Here is a 15581-nt window from a genome sequence, read left to right as displayed (position 1 = left end):
TCCGGATATTCAATACAGGTATTTTTCCATCAGCGGAGCCAGCAGGGCCGTGGCAAGTCCCATCAAGGCCATCGCCAGTCCGCTCAGCGCCCCTTCGACCGCTCCCATTTCGATGGCGCGCGCTGTGCCGATCCCGTGAGCGGCGGCCCCCAGCGCGAAACCTCGGGCTTCGGGATCGCGAACGCCGCAGCGGCGCAAGATCCATTCGCCGAAAATACTGCCGAAAATCCCCACGCAAAACACCACGACCGATGTTACCGAGACATTCCCTCCCAGCGGCTCCGACACCGACACGGCGATCGGCACGGTTACCGATTTGGGAGCTATCGAGTTAAGAATCGGGCGTTCGGCGCCCAGTGCCATGGCCAGATAAACCACGCTCAATACGCCCGTTATGCAGCCCGCCAGAGTCGCCGCAGCCACCGGAACCAGGCTTCCGCGCAGACGCTCGACTTGTTCATAGAGCAGATAGCCCAGCGCGACGACCGACATCCCCAACGCAAAGTCGAGCATCCCGGTCGCCTCCTTGTAGCGGGAGTAGGGGATCTCTGTCACGCTCAGAAAAACGATTACCGATACGAACGTCAGCAGCACCGGATGGAGCAGAGCCAGCCGCGTGCGGCGATAGATAACCCCGCCCAGACAGAAAAGCCCCACCGTCAGCGTGAGCAGAAAGAGATCGGAAGTCAAGAAATCATTCATCTTTGTGCAATTGTTTTCGATTGAGACTCTGATAGGTGCGGCCCGCTACATAAAGCACGGCCACCGTCGATACGATGCCCGATACCACGATCGCCCACAAGTTGTCCAGAATCACACGATACGATTCTATGAGTCCCACCCCGTAAGGCACGAAGAAAAGCGCCATGCTGCCCAGCAGAAACCGGGCGGCCGGACGCACCGTTTCGGCCTTTACCCATCGCAGGCACAGCGCCGCGAAAAGCAGGATCATGCCGATGATGTTTCCCGACACATATCCGCCCGTCAGCCGGCTCAGCAGGGTGCCGACAAGCCAGCAAAGCAAAATGTAGAAAAGTCCGAGCATGAATTTCCGATTTCAGATGCAATCTCTTTTTTTCTTTGTTTTCAGCGGACAGCCGGTGGCGTTGCACGCCGAGCATCCGCCCTTGCGGCAGCCGCGCAACATGCACGCCAGCCGTCGCAACAGCAGCAGCGCCACAGCGCCCATGATGATCCCTACCGCCCAATCCTGCCAGTCCATACCGATCAAAAGAGTTGCAGCAAGTTATACACGCCCCATGAGACCAGCCAGGCCAACAGGGTATCGTATGCGACGGCCGCCGCCGCCCACCGCCAGCCTGCTTCGGCGCCTATGGCCGCCACCGTGGCCAGACACGGGAAATAGAGCAAAATGAACACCAGGAAGGCCATCGCTGCGGCCGTCGAAAAATCGCCGCTCTCCACGATCCGTTCCGACAGGGTGCGCACAGCCGGATCGCCTGCATCTGTTGTGCCGGCTGCGGTATCCGTTCCAGGCATCCCGATTGCGGCCACCTCGGCGTTTTCGCCCTGGCTGCTGCCGGTCGCGCCCTGCATCCCGGCCATTCCACGGCCTGCGCCTCCATGAGGCGTCTCCTCCGTATACAGCACGCCGAGCGTGCTCACTACGATTTCCTTGGCTGCTACGCCCGAAAGCAGCGCCACGCTCGCTTTCCAGTTCAGCCCCAAGGGGGCGAATGCCGGTTCGCAGGCTTTGCCCAGACGTCCCAGATAGGAGGATTCATAGTGCGCAGGTGTCGGGTCGGCCGGCCGTTCCGGCCGCGGATAGTAGCTCAGAAACCACACGATTATCGACGCCACCAGGATCATGCCGCCCATCTTGCGCAGATATTGCGCGCACTTGTCCCACATGTGCGATAAGGTTGCCCGCCACGTCGGCAGCCGGTAGGGCGGCAGTTCCATGACGAACGGCGTTTCGTCCACCGGAAACAAGAAGCGCCGCATCGCCCGTGCCGTCACGACCGCTGCCGCTACGCCCAGAAGATAGAGTCCCGTCATGACCCATCCGGCATGCGGGGCGAAGAACGTTCCGACAACAAGGATATAGATCGGCAGCCGGGCGCTGCACGACATGAACGGCGTTATCAAGATCGTTATCAGCCGGCTGCTCCGGCTTTCGATCGTCCGGCACGCCATGATGGCCGGCACATTGCAGCCGAAGCCCATGATAAGCGGAATGAACGACTTGCCGTGCAGTCCGATGCGGTGCATTACCCGATCCATGATAAAAGCTGCACGAGCCAGATAGCCCGAATCTTCCATGAACGAGATGAACAGATACAGTACCATGATGTTGGGCAGGAATACGATCACTGCCCCTACGCCGCCGATCACGCCGTCGACCAACAGATCGCGCAGCGCTCCGGCCGGAAGCAGGGCATCGACGCCTGCGCCGAGCCATCCGACCAAAGCTTCGATCCATGCTTGAGGATAAGCCCCCAGATAGAATGTGCACCAGAACATGAACCACATCAGGAAGAAGAAGATCGGAAATCCCCATAATTTGTGCGTCGCCAGCGAGTCGATCAGCGCCGTGGTCGTCGCTTCTTCGCTCCGGCCTGGGGTGTAGGTCTCTTTCAGCGCGCCCGAAATGAAGCCGTATTTGCGGTTGGCGAATGCCGTTTCGACATCTTCGCCCGCTTCTTTGACTATACGCGTAGACTCGCGGGCCGCTATTTCGGCCCACACCGGATAGCGTTCGCACAGACGCAGTTGCTCGTTTACCTGTCGGTCTCCCTCCAGCATCTTCATCGCAAAATAGCGCGGAGGGAAACTCTTGGGCAGTTGGTCGGCATGAAGGCTCATGTCGCTGTTCAGGCGGCGCAACCCCTCTTCGATCACTGCGCCTTGTCCGATGTGGATGTGGCGCACGCGTTCGTCCCGGTTTTCGTAGACCGCGATTACCGTGTCCAGCAGGTCGTCGATTCCCCGGTTGTTGCGCGCTTCGACCGGTACCATCGGCACGCCGAGCATCCGTCCCAGATTTTCGTAGTCCAGTTGCGCACCGCTGGCCGTCAGTTCGTCGAACATGTTGAGCGCCACAACCATGCGCGGGTTTATGTCGATCAGTTCCGTCGTCAGATAGAGGTTGCGCTCCAAGTTGGACGCCACCACCGAATTGATGATCACATCGGGCATTTCCCGGGCGATGTGCCGGCGCACGAAACGTTCTTCGGGCGTGTAGGCCGACAGGGCATAGGTGCCGGGCAGGTCGGTAATCTGGAAACGATAGCCGCGGTAGCTGCGTACGCCGCTTTTGGCGCCCACCGTCACTCCGCTGTAATTGCCCACATGCTCGTGGCCGCCCGAAATGGCGTTGAAAAGCGACGTCTTGCCGCTGTTGGGATTGCCCACCAGCGCCACGCTGATCGTATGGCTGTGCGTGCGCACCACTTCGTCGAGCGACCGGCAGCACATTTGTTTCGGTTCGTACATCGGCGGACGTTCGGAAGGCGCCGCCGCAACCGGATGGGGGCCGGACATCAGTTCGTGGGCTTCGTCGTCCGAGAGCACCTGGATCATGTCGGCTTCGCTGCGTCGCAGCGACACGTCGTATCCCATGATCCGGTATTGGATCGGGTCTTTGAGCGGTGCGTTCAGAATCACTTCGACCCGCTGGTCGCGGATGAACCCCATCTCCATGATCCGGCGACGGAACCCGCCATGGCCCAGCACTTTCAGAATAACGGCCGATTCTCCGGTCTTCAATTCGGACAGACGCATAGTAAGACTCTGTTGATTTTCGAGCGAACAAAGATAGTTGTTTTGCTCCGAATGCACAATCCCCATTTCTGGGTATTTTTCTCCCGCGCCTCCGCTTCGTAAAAAAATGCGGGCAGGTTTCAAATCCCTGCCCGCATCGTTCGTCAGTCGTCGATTCCGACCGGGTTGAGCCGGTCGTGTTCGAAGAAGTAGTATTTGCCGCTCTCGCACCCCACGATCAGGTTCGGGCCGTGCGACGTGTCGCCCAGCCAGCATGGTTCCGGAGCGTTCGAGTGGGCGCCCAGCGGGAAATCCTTGCCGTCCACCTGGAACTGCACCGGTTCCTTGAAGACCATCCGTTCGTTCGTGCCTGCATTGAGCAGCAGCATGACCTGCAAGCCGTATTGTTTCTTCGCGAAGCGCGCGTAGGGGAGTCCGCGGTCGGGCGAGGGGTAGGACGAACGTTTGATCGAGCCGATCAGCAGATCCAGTTTTCCGTCGCCGTTCCAGTCCACGAAGCGCAGTTTCCCGCGGCCCATCTGCCCCAGCGCTTCCATGGCGTTGTTGTGTCCCGTAATTTGCGAGCCGTCCGTCAGCCGCAGTTTCCCCAGGTCTTCCACATTGTAGTCGTCCACTTGTCCGTACATGTGCAGTGCATTGTCGCTGTCCATGATGACCATCACATTGCGGCCGCCAGCCCGGGCGATCGCCGGACGCACGCGCCACGTGCCGTAGAGTTCGAGGTTATCCACGCTCAGCGGAACCGGTGCGTCGAGCCGGGGTTTTTCGCGCGTGCCGCGGTTGAGCATCACTTCGAACTTGGCCCGCGAGCCACCCACGATCACGTCGGGCAATCCGTCGCCGTTCCAGTCATAGACCGTCGGACAAAGATACCCCCACGAGGCTTCGAACGGCCCCTGCACCACATGATAGCCCGGGCGCAGGCAGATCGGCTTGCCGCCGGCGCACACTTCCTCCGGCATAGCGTAGTCCGGACAGGCGTTCGTGCCGTTGTTCTTGAAGAACAGCAGGCGGCCTTCCGAGTTGCCCGCCACGATGTCCAGCTTGCCGTCGCCGTCCCAGTCCACCACGTTCGGCACCGTGAGCGAGCCGCCGTAGAGGGGTGCGTTGCGTTGCAGGATAGGCTTCGGATCGTCGTATATCGGCGCTCCGTCGGGCGTGCTGCCCATGTAGCGGTAGCGGTACATGGCCGATTCGCCGCCGATTACCAGGTCTTGCGTCGTTCCCGGCTGCGCAGGATAGGGGATGACGCGCGCGCTGTAAGCCGTGTGCACCCGGATATTCAGCGAGTCTCGCATGACATGGATCGGCGCCAATCCCGTCGGCGCTATTTTCTTCCGATAGGGGATGAATTTCATGCTGCCCAGTTTGTTGGTAAACAGATACCCGTCGTAGGCTCCGTCCGCCGAGCGTACGCAGGCCAGTTCGCTGGCTCCGATTACCAGATTCATGTCGCAGCCCACCCGTTCCGTATCGGTAATCTGCCGCCAGTTTCCGGCATCCAGCGTCAGGCGGAACAGTCCTGATCCGGGCAGCGCCCCACGATAGATTTCAGCCCCGTCGTAATAGGACTGGCGGTCGCCCTTGAAGGTCTCCGGACGATACGATCGGCCGTCGTGGCAAAACACCGCCAGTTCCAGGTCGCGTTTACCGCGACGGATGCAGTCGAACGACGCTACCGGATAGCTCAGGCCGCGAATTTCCGTTTCGGCGATCTTCGTGAAGCCTTGGGAGCCGTCCCATTGGGCCACCACCAGTTTCTTCGTCGAGAGACGCAGCAGATAGACATCTTTCCCATCCTGGAAAACCCGAATCATCGACGGCAGGTTCTTCTCTTTGTCCCACGGCGTCGTCACGCGCACCGGTTCGCGGTAAACCAGCGACCCGTCGTCGGCCGTGCAGTCGTAGGCGCAGCGCCAGAAACCTTTGGCTCCCGCCGCACCGTGCTGGATCAGCACGAAGAGGTCGGGCCATTCTTCGGACGAGATGTAGGCGAAGCCTCGCGGAGCGTTGCTGTACGTCAGTCCGAACGACATCGGAGCCAGTCCCTCTGCGCCGCCCGCCATTACCGGCCGGGCATGTTGCAGCGGTTCGGCCGCCACCAGGCTTTGCAGGGTCAAGCCGCACAAAGCCGAAAGCAAAAGCATTTTTTTCATCTTATTTTTCGTATTCGATCTTCGCTGCAAGGAGCGTCACGCCCGCGAAATCTTTGGTTTGAGGCAATACGATGGTTTGTCCGGCCTTCGCTTCCTTATAGTAGACATAAAGAATCCCCGGTTTGTTCTTGTCGTGGGTCGTGTAGCGTATTTCCGAGTTGCGCTCCGGTTTCCAGCCGTCGAGATCGGCTGCTGTGACGTTGTTGCGGCGCACCGCAATATAGATGCGGCCTTTTTCGGTCGCCGTCACTTTGCAGTGCTGCACCTCGTTCTTGATGGCCGAGTGCACCAGCAGGTCGAAGCCTGCGAAACGTTCGGGCACCATCGCCAGCGGATAGGGGCGGTTGACGAAGAATTTCGCGCCCATGTTCAGTTTGTGCAGTTCGAACCCTTCGCCCTGCGCCCTTACCGTCATGCGGGTCGTCGCATCGTTGGGTCGTTTGGCCGGTGCGGCCTGGTTGTCCGAGTCGCTGCGGAACGGCGCTACGGGCAGTCCTGCCGCATCGTACAGATTGCCGATGGCTCCGTCGCTGAAGCAGTAGCGCACGGCCACCGGACGGGCCACTTGCTTGCTCCACACCACCAGGGTGTTGTTCTTGTCGTCGATCATCCCTTGCGCCGGCACGAATTTCATCGAAGCGTCGCACAGCTCCAGCCCGACGATCGCATCATCCTTGCAGTTGATGCCGCCCTCTGCATTTTCGAACGTCACGATCGCCTGCGATCGCTTGAATTCCGCCGAGCGGAACGAGGCATGCTTGTATTTATTCCCCGTACGGCCGTACACCTCGGCCAGCGCCCAGCCCGCGAGCCGGTCGCCGACTCCTTTCTTGTAGCGGGGATGGATATTCGTCACATCGTCCACCAGGTCGGAGACGACCGCCATGCCCGTGCCCGGAACCGTCGCGGCCACCAGCGCCTGCTGTTCGCGCACCAGAGCGCCGTCGACGCCGCCTTCCGTGCGGGCATGGGGTGCGATCTGCACAAAATAGAAGGGCAGCAGCTTGCCGAACGCCTTGCGCCAACTCTCGATCATCATACCGAATTCTTCGCCATAAAGCGCAGCATTCCTCTTGTTCGATTCGCCTTGATACCAGATCACGCCCGCAAACGTCGTGTTGAGCAGCGGGTGGATCATCGCGTTGTAGATCGAGCCGATCCGCCAGCCCGGGCGGGCCGGAGCGTATTCTTTCCACGAGGCGACCATCTCCGCCTCCTTCTCCATCGCCGGGGCCGGCGTCCACACTTCGACCGGCGTGCCGCCCCACGAGGAGTTGACCAGTCCTATCGGGCGATTCAGCTCGGCCGCCAAGCGCTTGCCGAAAAAGTAGCCCACCGCACTGAAATAGCGGGCGCTCTCCGCGTCGCAGATTTCCCAGCGGCCCTCGCAGTCGTCTTGCGGATGGGGTGTACTGTTTTTCGTCACAGTGAACAGACGGATCTGCGGGTTCAGGGGTTGCGTCAGTTCCTGCTTCATGTCGGCTATGCCGTTCGCAGCGCTCCAGTTCATGTTCGACTGGCCGCTGCACAGCCACACCTGGCCGATCAGCACATCGTTGATCGTCTTTTCCGTTTTATTGGTCTTGAACGTGATCGAGCAGGGTTCCGACGTCGCCGCAGGAGTATGGAATTCGACTTCCCACTTCGTGTCGTAGCCCGCCTTGGCCGTCACGGCTTCGCCCCACGAGGGGATTACCGTGATCGTCGCATTGGGATCGGCCCAGCCGTGCAGCCGCACGGTCGTGTTTTCCTGGAGCACCATGTGGTCGCCGATTACCGACGGCAGCCGCAAGATCGGTTGCGCCGAAATTTCTGCAACGGCCAGCACGCAGGCCGCCGCCAGAAAGAATAGCTTTCGAATTGCTGGTTTCATAGTTCAGTAGGGTTTTATGGTTTGTGCAGGGTTACGATCCGCTCCGGAAGCCCCGGTTCGCGGAAGTTGCGGATGCGGAAAAAGCTCATGAAGTTGGCGTCGTGCTGTCGGGTCGGGAGTCCCCGTTCTTCCTCCATGGCCAGCCGCACCACGGCCACCATGTCGTCGCCGTCGAACCGCCAGTCCGCATATTGGAAGCCGTCGAAAAAGGGGTTGTCGCTCTCCACTACGATCCGTTCGATCCGCCACTCCCGCAGATCGGGCGAGCTGGCAAGCGCCAGTGTGTTGCGGATCAGGCCGCAATGGATGCCGTCTGCATAGATGCCTCCGTGCCGGGCGCCTCTGTATTCCTCTCCGACGGCCGACACCAGCGCCCAGTAGCGGCGCGAGAGCGAATCGTAGCGGATCGTGAATTTCTTCCCGCCGCCCGGCATTTCAACGATGTCCCGGGCCGGATCGAATGCGAGTCTGTGCGGATTCTTGATGTGCACGATGGCCGCCGAACGGCCGTACAGATGTTCATCCACCCGCAGTACGTTGACAAGTTTTCCGTCGGGCGCGATCGCCACGTTGCCTTCGATCCATTGGCGGAATCCTCTTTCGTCGCTCTCCGCAATCCATTCCGGTACGCTGGCCAGCGCTTCGGAGGCTGTCCAGGACACGGCTTGCAGCAGGTCGGCCCCGACCGGAGCCGACAGCACGAACGCCCGGCGCGGTTCGCCCGGTTCATTGGTCTCCATCGCCCGCCAGATGCGCCCGGCATGTTCCACCACCGGCACCGGTGCCGAATGATAGCGCCCGCGCAGCACGATTCCTTCGCCCGTCTCCTCGTCCGGTGCCGACCACGTGCGTCCGTTGTCGTCCGAACGGCAGATTATGACGTTGCCTTTCGGGATCGAGGTGCCCATCATGTAGAGCGCCTTGTCGTGCAGGAACAGCGAATAGAAATTGATCGGGCACGGACTCGCTGCCCAGCGCTTCCAGCTCTCACCGCGGTCGGTCGAGCGGAACAACGTCGCATGCCGCGGTTTGAATACACCGTTGCATGCGGCCAGATAGCTGCCGTCCGGCAGAACGATCAGATTCGGGTTGGTAATGTGCGTTCGGCGCAGTTCCGGCACCCGGGCGATCACGACGCCCGGCACCTTCGCCGTCTGTGCAACACGTAGTTCGCGGGCGAAAAGCATCGCCGAGGGGCCTCCTTCGCACGGCGCCGGAAGCGGCATCCACTCGCCCGGCGTATCGTAGCGTCGCGTGAAAAGCCGATACCGGGTGCGGTTCACAAAAAACGCTTCGCCCGTCGCCCGCCACAGCACGGTGTCCGGCAGCGTGTCGGCGACCGCCAGCAGCAAGTCGCATTCTCGGGATGCCCTCACGGCCTGCGGGCCGGCGAATTCGCGCAGACCGACCGCATAGTCCATGCCCGCGAGCCGCTGCGGCAGCGAGCGGCCGAAGCGGTGGCGTCTGTACTGCGGATAGACTTCCGCGCCCGCTTCCGCCGTGCGGATGTCGATCAGCCGGCCCCGAACTTCCACCATGCCGCCGTCCGGCGCTGCCGCACAGTCGGGCGGCAGCACGGACAGAAGCAGGGCGGAGAGCAATCCGCATATGTAGCGCCAAGGCTTCATGGCAGTCAGAGGTTGCGGAAGTTGCGGATACGGAAGAAGCTCATGAAGTTGGCATCGTGCTGGCGCACAGGCAGCCCCCGGGTTTCAGGGCAGGCCATACGGCATACGGCCGCGATGTCGTCGCCGTCGAACACCCAGTCGACATATTGGAACCCATGGAAGAACGGATCGGGATCGTATACGATCTCCTTATACTGCACCCAAGTGTTCAGATCGGTCGAATAGCACAGCACCATGCGGTTGCGCACCAAGTCATAGGTAATCCCGTTCGCATAGATGCCGTTGTGCTTCTGTCCTTTCATGTTCGCCGATGCCGGGTTGGTAATGGCCCAGTAGCGTTTGCTGCGCTCATCGTAGCGGATGGTAAACTTCTTGCCGCCGCCCGGCAGCGTAATCATGTCGTTCGAGACAGTAAACCGGAGCGTATGTTCGTTTTCGACCGATATGCGGGCCGCCAGTTGGCTGGTTACCTTGCTGCTGGCCCGCAGGATGTTGTAGAGTTTGCCATTGGGCGTCGCCACCATATTGCCCTCGATCAGCTCGGTCACGGTCTTATCCTCCACCGTAATGTCGTTGTCGACGGCCAGTTCAGCGGATTTCGTCCAGTTGGCGGCATCCAGCAGATCGGCATCTGCCGGCGCCGAGACTACGAACGGGCGTTTCTTCGACGTATCCGTACCTTGCGTTTCGCAGGCCCGCCAAATGCGGCCGTCATGTACGACCACAGGCACCGCCGCCGAATGGAATCCGCCCTCCAAGATCACGGTCGGCGACGTCCAGTTCAGTCCGTTGTCCTCCGAGCAGGCGATCATCAGGTTCGCGCCGCCGCGGCCGCACCCCATCATATAGAGTTTCCCCTCCCATACGAACAAGTTGTAGTAGTTGGCAATGCCGTTTTGTTCGGTAACGTTTTCCACGAGCATCCGCCAGCTGGCGCCTCGGTCTTCCGATACGAAGAGCGATGCGCCCTGCGAGACGCCCGTGCAGGATGCAAGGTAGTCGCCGTTGGGCAGAATCGCCAGCGAGACGTTGCTGATCGTCCGGCCGCGCAGTTCGGGCACTTGCGCGATGACCGTGCCCGGCGTTCGCACGTCCGCTACGCGCAGTTGCGGTGCAAACAGCAGCGTCGTGTATTTGCGGCCTTCCGGATCGGGCACGGGAGTCCATTTGCCCGGCGTTGCATAGGCATGGGTGTAGATGCGATAGGGGATGTCGCCCACCATCAGCACTTCGTCCGTGCCGGCCCACCCTTCGGCCTGCATGTCGGCGCAGTCCGTGGCCAGGCGGACGGTTCCGGCGCTGCCGCAACGGAAGGCTTCGGCCCCCCGCGACTCCATCAGTCCCGCAGCATACGCGGTCGGTTCTTCGAACAGCATGCCGGCATCTTCGTCGAAAAGATAGTCGTCGTGTTGCGGAAATACTTTTTCTCCGGCCGCCAGCGTGCGGATATCCACCAGGTTCCCGCGCACTTCCATCGCGCCGGCCGCCAGGGGCGCATCGTGTCCGCCCTCCTCTTTCCCGCAGGCCGCCAAAGCCCAGGCGGCGGCAAGCAAGAACGTTATTTTGAGATGATTTTTCATGTTCGCTTCGGTTTATTCTGCCGTCACAGTGACGGTAGCTTGTTTCACGATTTTCTTTTCGCCTGCAAGAGTCGGCACGGTGCCCACTATGGCCACTTCATACGTCCCCGGCTGAGTGAAAAGATATTCATAGGTCGCAGGCTGCACATCCGCCGCCCCTTTCACGACAATCGGCGAATCCTTGCCCACGTTCTTCGCCTCGGGCCGCACCAATTTCGGCAATACCAGCCAGGAATGTTTGTCGACCGCGGGTTTGAAGACCGCCCCCAGACGGATGACCGAAGTGTAGCCTCCGTAGGCGAATTTGCGTACCGGATTGGTGCCGTCTTCCGCTCCGAAGTTGGAATCGAGCACCACGATGGGCATGGTCGGATCGGTCGTATTGCCCTCCGTGTAGGTCTGCCTGTATATTTCCGTGTAGGACGATTCCGATTTGTAGGCGGCGCGCACCCAGCTGTCGTGGAGATAGAAGTAGGTGCGGCCTTTCTCTTTGGTTCCCGTGTCGGGGTCGACATACGCCGGATCGTTTTTCTCCACCGTATAGAAGAATGCCACGCAGCAGCTCCGGCCTTCGCCCGTAAACCATGCCGTGCAGTCCACGGTTCCGGCATCGTGCGGTACGGTAGTCGCCCCGACGGTCGTTTTCGTATCCGTGCCATAAATATAGGTCGTCATGTCGAATTCGTCGGTCACATCCGTCCACGTCGCAGCAAGGATTCCCGCTTCGGTCATCGTGCCGTCGAAGTCCGTCGAGTACTTCACTTTCGCAGGGCGGCGTTGCGTGCCGCTATTGAGCAGCATCTTGAAATTCAAGCTCATCGAGGCTTCCTGCATCCGGTCTTTGTCCGAATACGCATAGTCGTGCCCTTCCTCGCCCGACCAGAAGTCGATCTTCTCGGCAACACCGGTCATCTTTACCGTCAGCGGTTCGCCCGCCTTGCATTCCAATACCGGTATTTCCGCATCGAACACGTCGGCTTGGACGAATCCGTCGATCGACAGTTCGTATTCCCGCACATAGTGTCTGTTGGGTTTGAATTCGACCGCTTCCGGTATCGTGAAAGCGTTCCGCGAGTTGTCGATGGCCGTCAGTTCGAGCCGCAGCGATCCGGCAGGGTGGAGACCCGGCGCCACGACCAGCCAGATACTCGTGTAGCCGTTCTTGTTCAATCCGGGATAGGTCTCGAACTTCACGGTCGCGCTCCGGCTTCCGTCTTCGACCGTGATCGCCTGCCTCGCATCGGCTTGCGTCAGGTCGATCGTTCCCGCCGGAACGGTCAGATCGGCCGCCTCCGAGACCAGTTCCAGTTGCTTCACGGGTACCGAAGCCACAGGGCAGTCGGCACTCATCTTGAAGCGGAGTTCCACAATCGAGAATATGTTGGCGAACTGGAAGCGGATACCCCCTCCTGCATTTTCCTCCGAGGCTTCGATCTCCACGGGTGCGGCTGTCATCACGCCGTAACGGGCGATGTGGGCCGGCGAATCCGCCCCGGCCTGCACTTGTTCGGCCGGCAGCGAGAAGGGATGCGCCGCAACGTCGAGTTCCCGATCCTTGATTTCAACATAAGGGTAGTAGGCATAATACCCCTGCTCCGCGTTGTTGATCCACTTGAACATCGAATAGGGATCTTTCGCCGAGAAGGTGCAGCGGGCAGGATCGTCTTTGGCCGGCGCGGCAACATAGGCGAAGTTGTTGCCCGTCGGCAGACCGTTGCTCATGCCGTAGATACCCACTTCGTCGGCTTCGGCCCAAGCGATCGTCAGTCCGCGGTCGGCATCGAGGTCTATCGCCGTGCGGGTCGATGCAGGCCCGGCACCCGTGAAAAGCACCACTTCGCCGTCAGGAAGCACCGTGTCGGCAGGAAATTCCTGGCTGCAACTTGCAAACCATGCGGCCGCAGCCATAATCATGTAAGTTATGCGGTTTTTCATTGTCATTGCATTTTATTGGTTCCACTCCCCGGGTTGCGGCGGCGTGATGCCGCCCTCGTCCTCCACGATCTCGATCTTTACCTCGCGCACTACTTCCTTGCGGCCGTATACGCTGGCATTGGCGGCCACGAACGTGACGGTATATTCGCCCGGTTCAGTATAGGTATATTCATAGCTGCGGTGCGTCGCTTCGGCCATCGCCTTGATGCCCACGCCCTTGTCGGGACCGTCGTTGATGTAGTTCATCTTGGCGATCGGCCCGGAAACGGCCCAGCATTCGCGGTCTCTTGTCGGTTGGAATTCGCTTCGCAGCAGGATGCGCGAGGAGTTGATGTCAGGCATCGACGTCGCACCTTCGTACGAAGCGCCAAGAACGATTTTCCAGTTCGCGCCTTGCAGGTCGTAAAGCACCGTCGACGATTCGCCCGCGATGCCGTTGAATTTCGTCTGTTTGATGTTCCACTGCGTGCGACCGTTGTTAATCTGGCTGTCGTAAGCCTCCACCAGATAATGATAGCTGAAGTACAGCGGCGTCTCGTCGTCGGGATAGAACTCCGTGATGTTCACGTCGCCCGACATCAAGTCCGTTACCCCCGTGTCGGTCGGCATGCTGAACAGATCGGTAATCTCCACCCACGTCGCGGCCCGCACGGCTTCTTCGGTGTATTCGCCCGAGAAGTCGGTCGAATAGCACACCGGCACGCGCGCCGGATTGGGATGCCCGGCCGCACCCGCCGTCGTGGTGGTCAGGAACGAGAAAGTCATCTCGGTCTCCACGATGCGGTCTTTGTCTTTGTAGGCATATGCGTTGCCCCGCTCGCCCGAGTAGAACGAAATGAAATCGGGGTTGCCGTCGAAATCGAACCGCACGGGTTCGCCCACTTTGAACGTCTCCGAATGGATCGAGACACCGAATTTCACGTTCCCGACTTCTTCGAAACTTTTCCGGCAGCCGGCCAGCAGCAGGGTACATGCAGCCAGCAAGGCGGAATATCTTATGGTTTTTTTCATGTTCGTGTCTTGTTTAAGGGTTCTACCATCCGTTGTTCTGTACCAGATTGCGGTTCACGCCCAGTTCGTAGGTCGGAATGGGCCATATCTCGTCCCGGCGGCTCGCATTGTTGTAGTAGCGGCGGGCGTTCACATAGTACGACGAAGTGAAAGTATCCGGAATGGCTGCCGCCACACTGCGCATGTAGCGCATGCGGTCGTAGAATTCGCCCCAGCGCACGATGTCATCCTTGCGCAGCAGTTCGAAGCCGAATTCGCGGGCGCGTTCGTCCTTGATGACGTCCAGCAGGATGCTTTTGTCTCCCTGCTCCAGATCGGCCTTCTCGCTCGGGGCATATATATTCTGACCATAGCCGCGGCGGCGCACCTGGTTGACATATTCGTAAGCCTGCCGCAGTTCTTCTCCGTCGTTGTTCGAGGGATCGGCCGCCACGCCCTCGGCCCAGATCAGCAGCACGTCGGCATAGCGCAGCAGCGGGAAGTTGATCGGCGTATAGTTCGTCGCGCGGGGCGTCGTAAGTTCATACTCGCGGCGGAACTTGCCGCAGTAGCGCACCCAGATGTTGGAGGTCTGTTCGCTCTTTTCGCCCGTAGTCGTGTTGTAGGTGTAAGATGCGATCGTCCAGTCGCGGCGCAGGTCGCCCTCCTCGAACAGCCCGTAGAAATAGGGTGTCGTGCGGATCGCGCCGATCGAGTAGCCGTACATCTCCACGATCGTCTGTCCCGACGGCGTGACGTTCTGGCTCGAACAGCCGATGCCGTTGTTGCGGCCCACCATGCCGGCGGTCGTGGTGTAGGTGCCTTCGTTCGTGCCGTAGAACTCCACTTCGAAAAGGCTTTCGGCCACATCGTAGCGATCCTGGATGTAGTTGAGGAAAAGTTCTTGATACGAAGGGTTCAGGGCGTGCGTTCCCGTATCGATTACCTTCTGTGCATATTCCTTGGCTTTGGCATACATGCCCGGTTCGTTGAGCGGATAGCCCGCCATGTAGAGGGCTACGCGCGCCAGCATGCCGTAGACGGTCGAGCGGCTGACCCGCCCCGGCGACAGCAGTTCGGCCGCAGTAGGCACCAGTTCGGCGGCTTCTTCCATGTCTTCGATGATCCGAAGATAGACATCGCGCATGTTGCTTTGCGGAATCTGCACTTGGTCCTTGTTGCCGTTTTCCGGCACCGTAAGGCGCAGCGGGATGTTATGGAACCTCACGACCAACAGGAAGTGGTAGTAGGCTCGCAGAAAGAGCGCCTGCCCGTAGATGTTGTCGCGGGTCGCCTGTTCGAGCTGCGGTTTGTCGATGTATTTCATCAGCATGTTCGCACGGCCGATTCCGTCGTAGAGGTCGCGCCAGTAGGTCAGTATTTTCGCATCGGTCGGCGCTACGTCGTAGTCGCCCACCGTGCCGTAGTCCGACGAATAGCTTTCATAGCCGATGTCGGCCGAAAGGCCCATGCGGCCCAGCAGGTTGCCTCCGAAAAGCGTGGTGTTCGCCAGCGTGGCATAAACGCCGTTCAGGGCAGCATTCATTTCGTCCTCGTTGTTGTAGTAGTTCTCCGGAGTCACGAAATCTTGCGGTTCGGTATCCAGCAGGCTGCACGAAGCCAGGAAGACGCCTCCGATAACAAAAAGTGTTCTGATAATATTTTTCATGGTAGT

The 15581-nt window shown here is 60.0% G+C and carries 11 protein-coding genes; all 11 read right to left on the bottom strand.

What is annotated here, in order from left to right:
- Positions 1 to 9: 9 nt before the first annotated feature.
- The 11 genes from QZ298_RS00555 to QZ298_RS00505 all read right to left on the bottom strand — a co-directional run bounded on the left by QZ298_RS00555 (position 10) and on the right by QZ298_RS00505 (position 15575).
- Positions 10 to 702 carry an LrgB family protein gene (locus tag QZ298_RS00555; RefSeq protein ID WP_296004607.1) on the bottom strand — a complete coding sequence of 231 codons (693 nt, stop codon included), beginning with the start codon at positions 700 to 702 and terminating at the stop codon, positions 10 to 12.
- On the bottom strand, positions 695 to 1045 hold the full coding sequence (locus QZ298_RS00550; protein ID WP_296004606.1) for a CidA/LrgA family protein: 351 nt from the start codon (positions 1043 to 1045) through the stop codon (positions 695 to 697). Before QZ298_RS00550 ends, QZ298_RS00555 begins: the two co-directional genes overlap by 8 nt.
- Positions 1046 to 1057: 12 nt before the next feature.
- Positions 1058 to 1222 (bottom strand): hypothetical protein, encoded by a 165-nt coding sequence (locus tag QZ298_RS00545; protein WP_296004604.1) that lies wholly within the window; start codon positions 1220 to 1222, stop codon positions 1058 to 1060.
- A 5-nt stretch (positions 1223 to 1227) separates the two neighbouring features.
- Entirely contained in the window at positions 1228 to 3744 is a 2517-nt protein-coding gene (gene feoB / locus QZ298_RS00540; protein WP_296004602.1) for a ferrous iron transport protein B, read from the bottom strand.
- 143 nt (positions 3745 to 3887) lie between these two features.
- On the bottom strand, positions 3888 to 5900 hold the full coding sequence (locus QZ298_RS00535; RefSeq protein WP_296004601.1) for a VCBS repeat-containing protein: 2013 nt from the start codon (positions 5898 to 5900) through the stop codon (positions 3888 to 3890).
- A gap of 1 nt (position 5901) precedes the next feature.
- Complete coding sequence (locus QZ298_RS00530; RefSeq protein WP_296004600.1) at positions 5902 to 7773, bottom strand: sialate O-acetylesterase; 1872 nt, start codon at positions 7771 to 7773, stop codon at positions 5902 to 5904.
- Positions 7774 to 7787: 14 nt separating this feature from the next.
- Complete coding sequence (locus tag QZ298_RS00525) at positions 7788 to 9401, bottom strand: sialidase family protein (protein WP_296004599.1); 1614 nt, start codon at positions 9399 to 9401, stop codon at positions 7788 to 7790.
- Positions 9402 to 9406: 5 nt separating this feature from the next.
- A complete protein-coding gene (locus QZ298_RS00520) occupies positions 9407 to 10981 on the bottom strand; it encodes a sialidase family protein (protein WP_296004597.1) in 1575 nt (524 codons plus the stop codon).
- Positions 10982 to 10993: 12 nt separating this feature from the next.
- Positions 10994 to 12916, bottom strand: a complete 1923-nt coding sequence (locus QZ298_RS00515) for a DUF5017 domain-containing protein (protein WP_296004595.1) — start codon at positions 12914 to 12916, stop codon at positions 10994 to 10996.
- 12 nt (positions 12917 to 12928) lie between these two features.
- A complete protein-coding gene (locus QZ298_RS00510) occupies positions 12929 to 13927 on the bottom strand; it encodes a DUF5017 domain-containing protein (protein WP_296004594.1) in 999 nt (332 codons plus the stop codon).
- A gap of 22 nt (positions 13928 to 13949) precedes the next feature.
- Positions 13950 to 15575 (bottom strand): RagB/SusD family nutrient uptake outer membrane protein, encoded by a 1626-nt coding sequence (locus tag QZ298_RS00505; protein ID WP_296004592.1) that lies wholly within the window; start codon positions 15573 to 15575, stop codon positions 13950 to 13952.
- Positions 15576 to 15581 lie beyond the last annotated feature (6 nt).

The sequence above is a fragment of the uncultured Alistipes sp. genome, assembly GCF_910580175.1.
GTDB lineage: Bacteria > Bacteroidota > Bacteroidia > Bacteroidales > Rikenellaceae > Alistipes.
This window is presented reverse-complemented; position numbering and strand designations above follow the sequence as displayed.

What these genes read in the sequence shown, in the direction of transcription:
- QZ298_RS00525 (WP_296004599.1), bottom strand. Translation starts at nt 9,401, where the DNA reads ATGAAGCCTTGGCGCTACATATGCGGATTGCTCTCCGCCCTGCTTCTG.
- feoB (WP_296004602.1), bottom strand. Translation starts at nt 3,744, where the DNA reads ATGCGTCTGTCCGAATTGAAGACCGGAGAATCGGCCGTTATTCTGAAA.
- QZ298_RS00505 (WP_296004592.1), bottom strand. Translation starts at nt 15,575, where the DNA reads ATGAAAAATATTATCAGAACACTTTTTGTTATCGGAGGCGTCTTCCTG.
- QZ298_RS00550 (WP_296004606.1), bottom strand. Translation starts at nt 1,045, where the DNA reads ATGCTCGGACTTTTCTACATTTTGCTTTGCTGGCTTGTCGGCACCCTG.
- QZ298_RS00555 (WP_296004607.1), bottom strand. Translation starts at nt 702, where the DNA reads ATGAATGATTTCTTGACTTCCGATCTCTTTCTGCTCACGCTGACGGTG.
- QZ298_RS00530 (WP_296004600.1), bottom strand. Translation starts at nt 7,773, where the DNA reads ATGAAACCAGCAATTCGAAAGCTATTCTTTCTGGCGGCGGCCTGCGTG.
- QZ298_RS00520 (WP_296004597.1), bottom strand. Translation starts at nt 10,981, where the DNA reads ATGAAAAATCATCTCAAAATAACGTTCTTGCTTGCCGCCGCCTGGGCT.
- QZ298_RS00535 (WP_296004601.1), bottom strand. Translation starts at nt 5,900, where the DNA reads ATGAAAAAAATGCTTTTGCTTTCGGCTTTGTGCGGCTTGACCCTGCAA.
- QZ298_RS00545 (WP_296004604.1), bottom strand. Translation starts at nt 1,222, where the DNA reads ATGGACTGGCAGGATTGGGCGGTAGGGATCATCATGGGCGCTGTGGCG.
- QZ298_RS00510 (WP_296004594.1), bottom strand. Translation starts at nt 13,927, where the DNA reads ATGAAAAAAACCATAAGATATTCCGCCTTGCTGGCTGCATGTACCCTG.
- QZ298_RS00515 (WP_296004595.1), bottom strand. Translation starts at nt 12,916, where the DNA reads ATGAAAAACCGCATAACTTACATGATTATGGCTGCGGCCGCATGGTTT.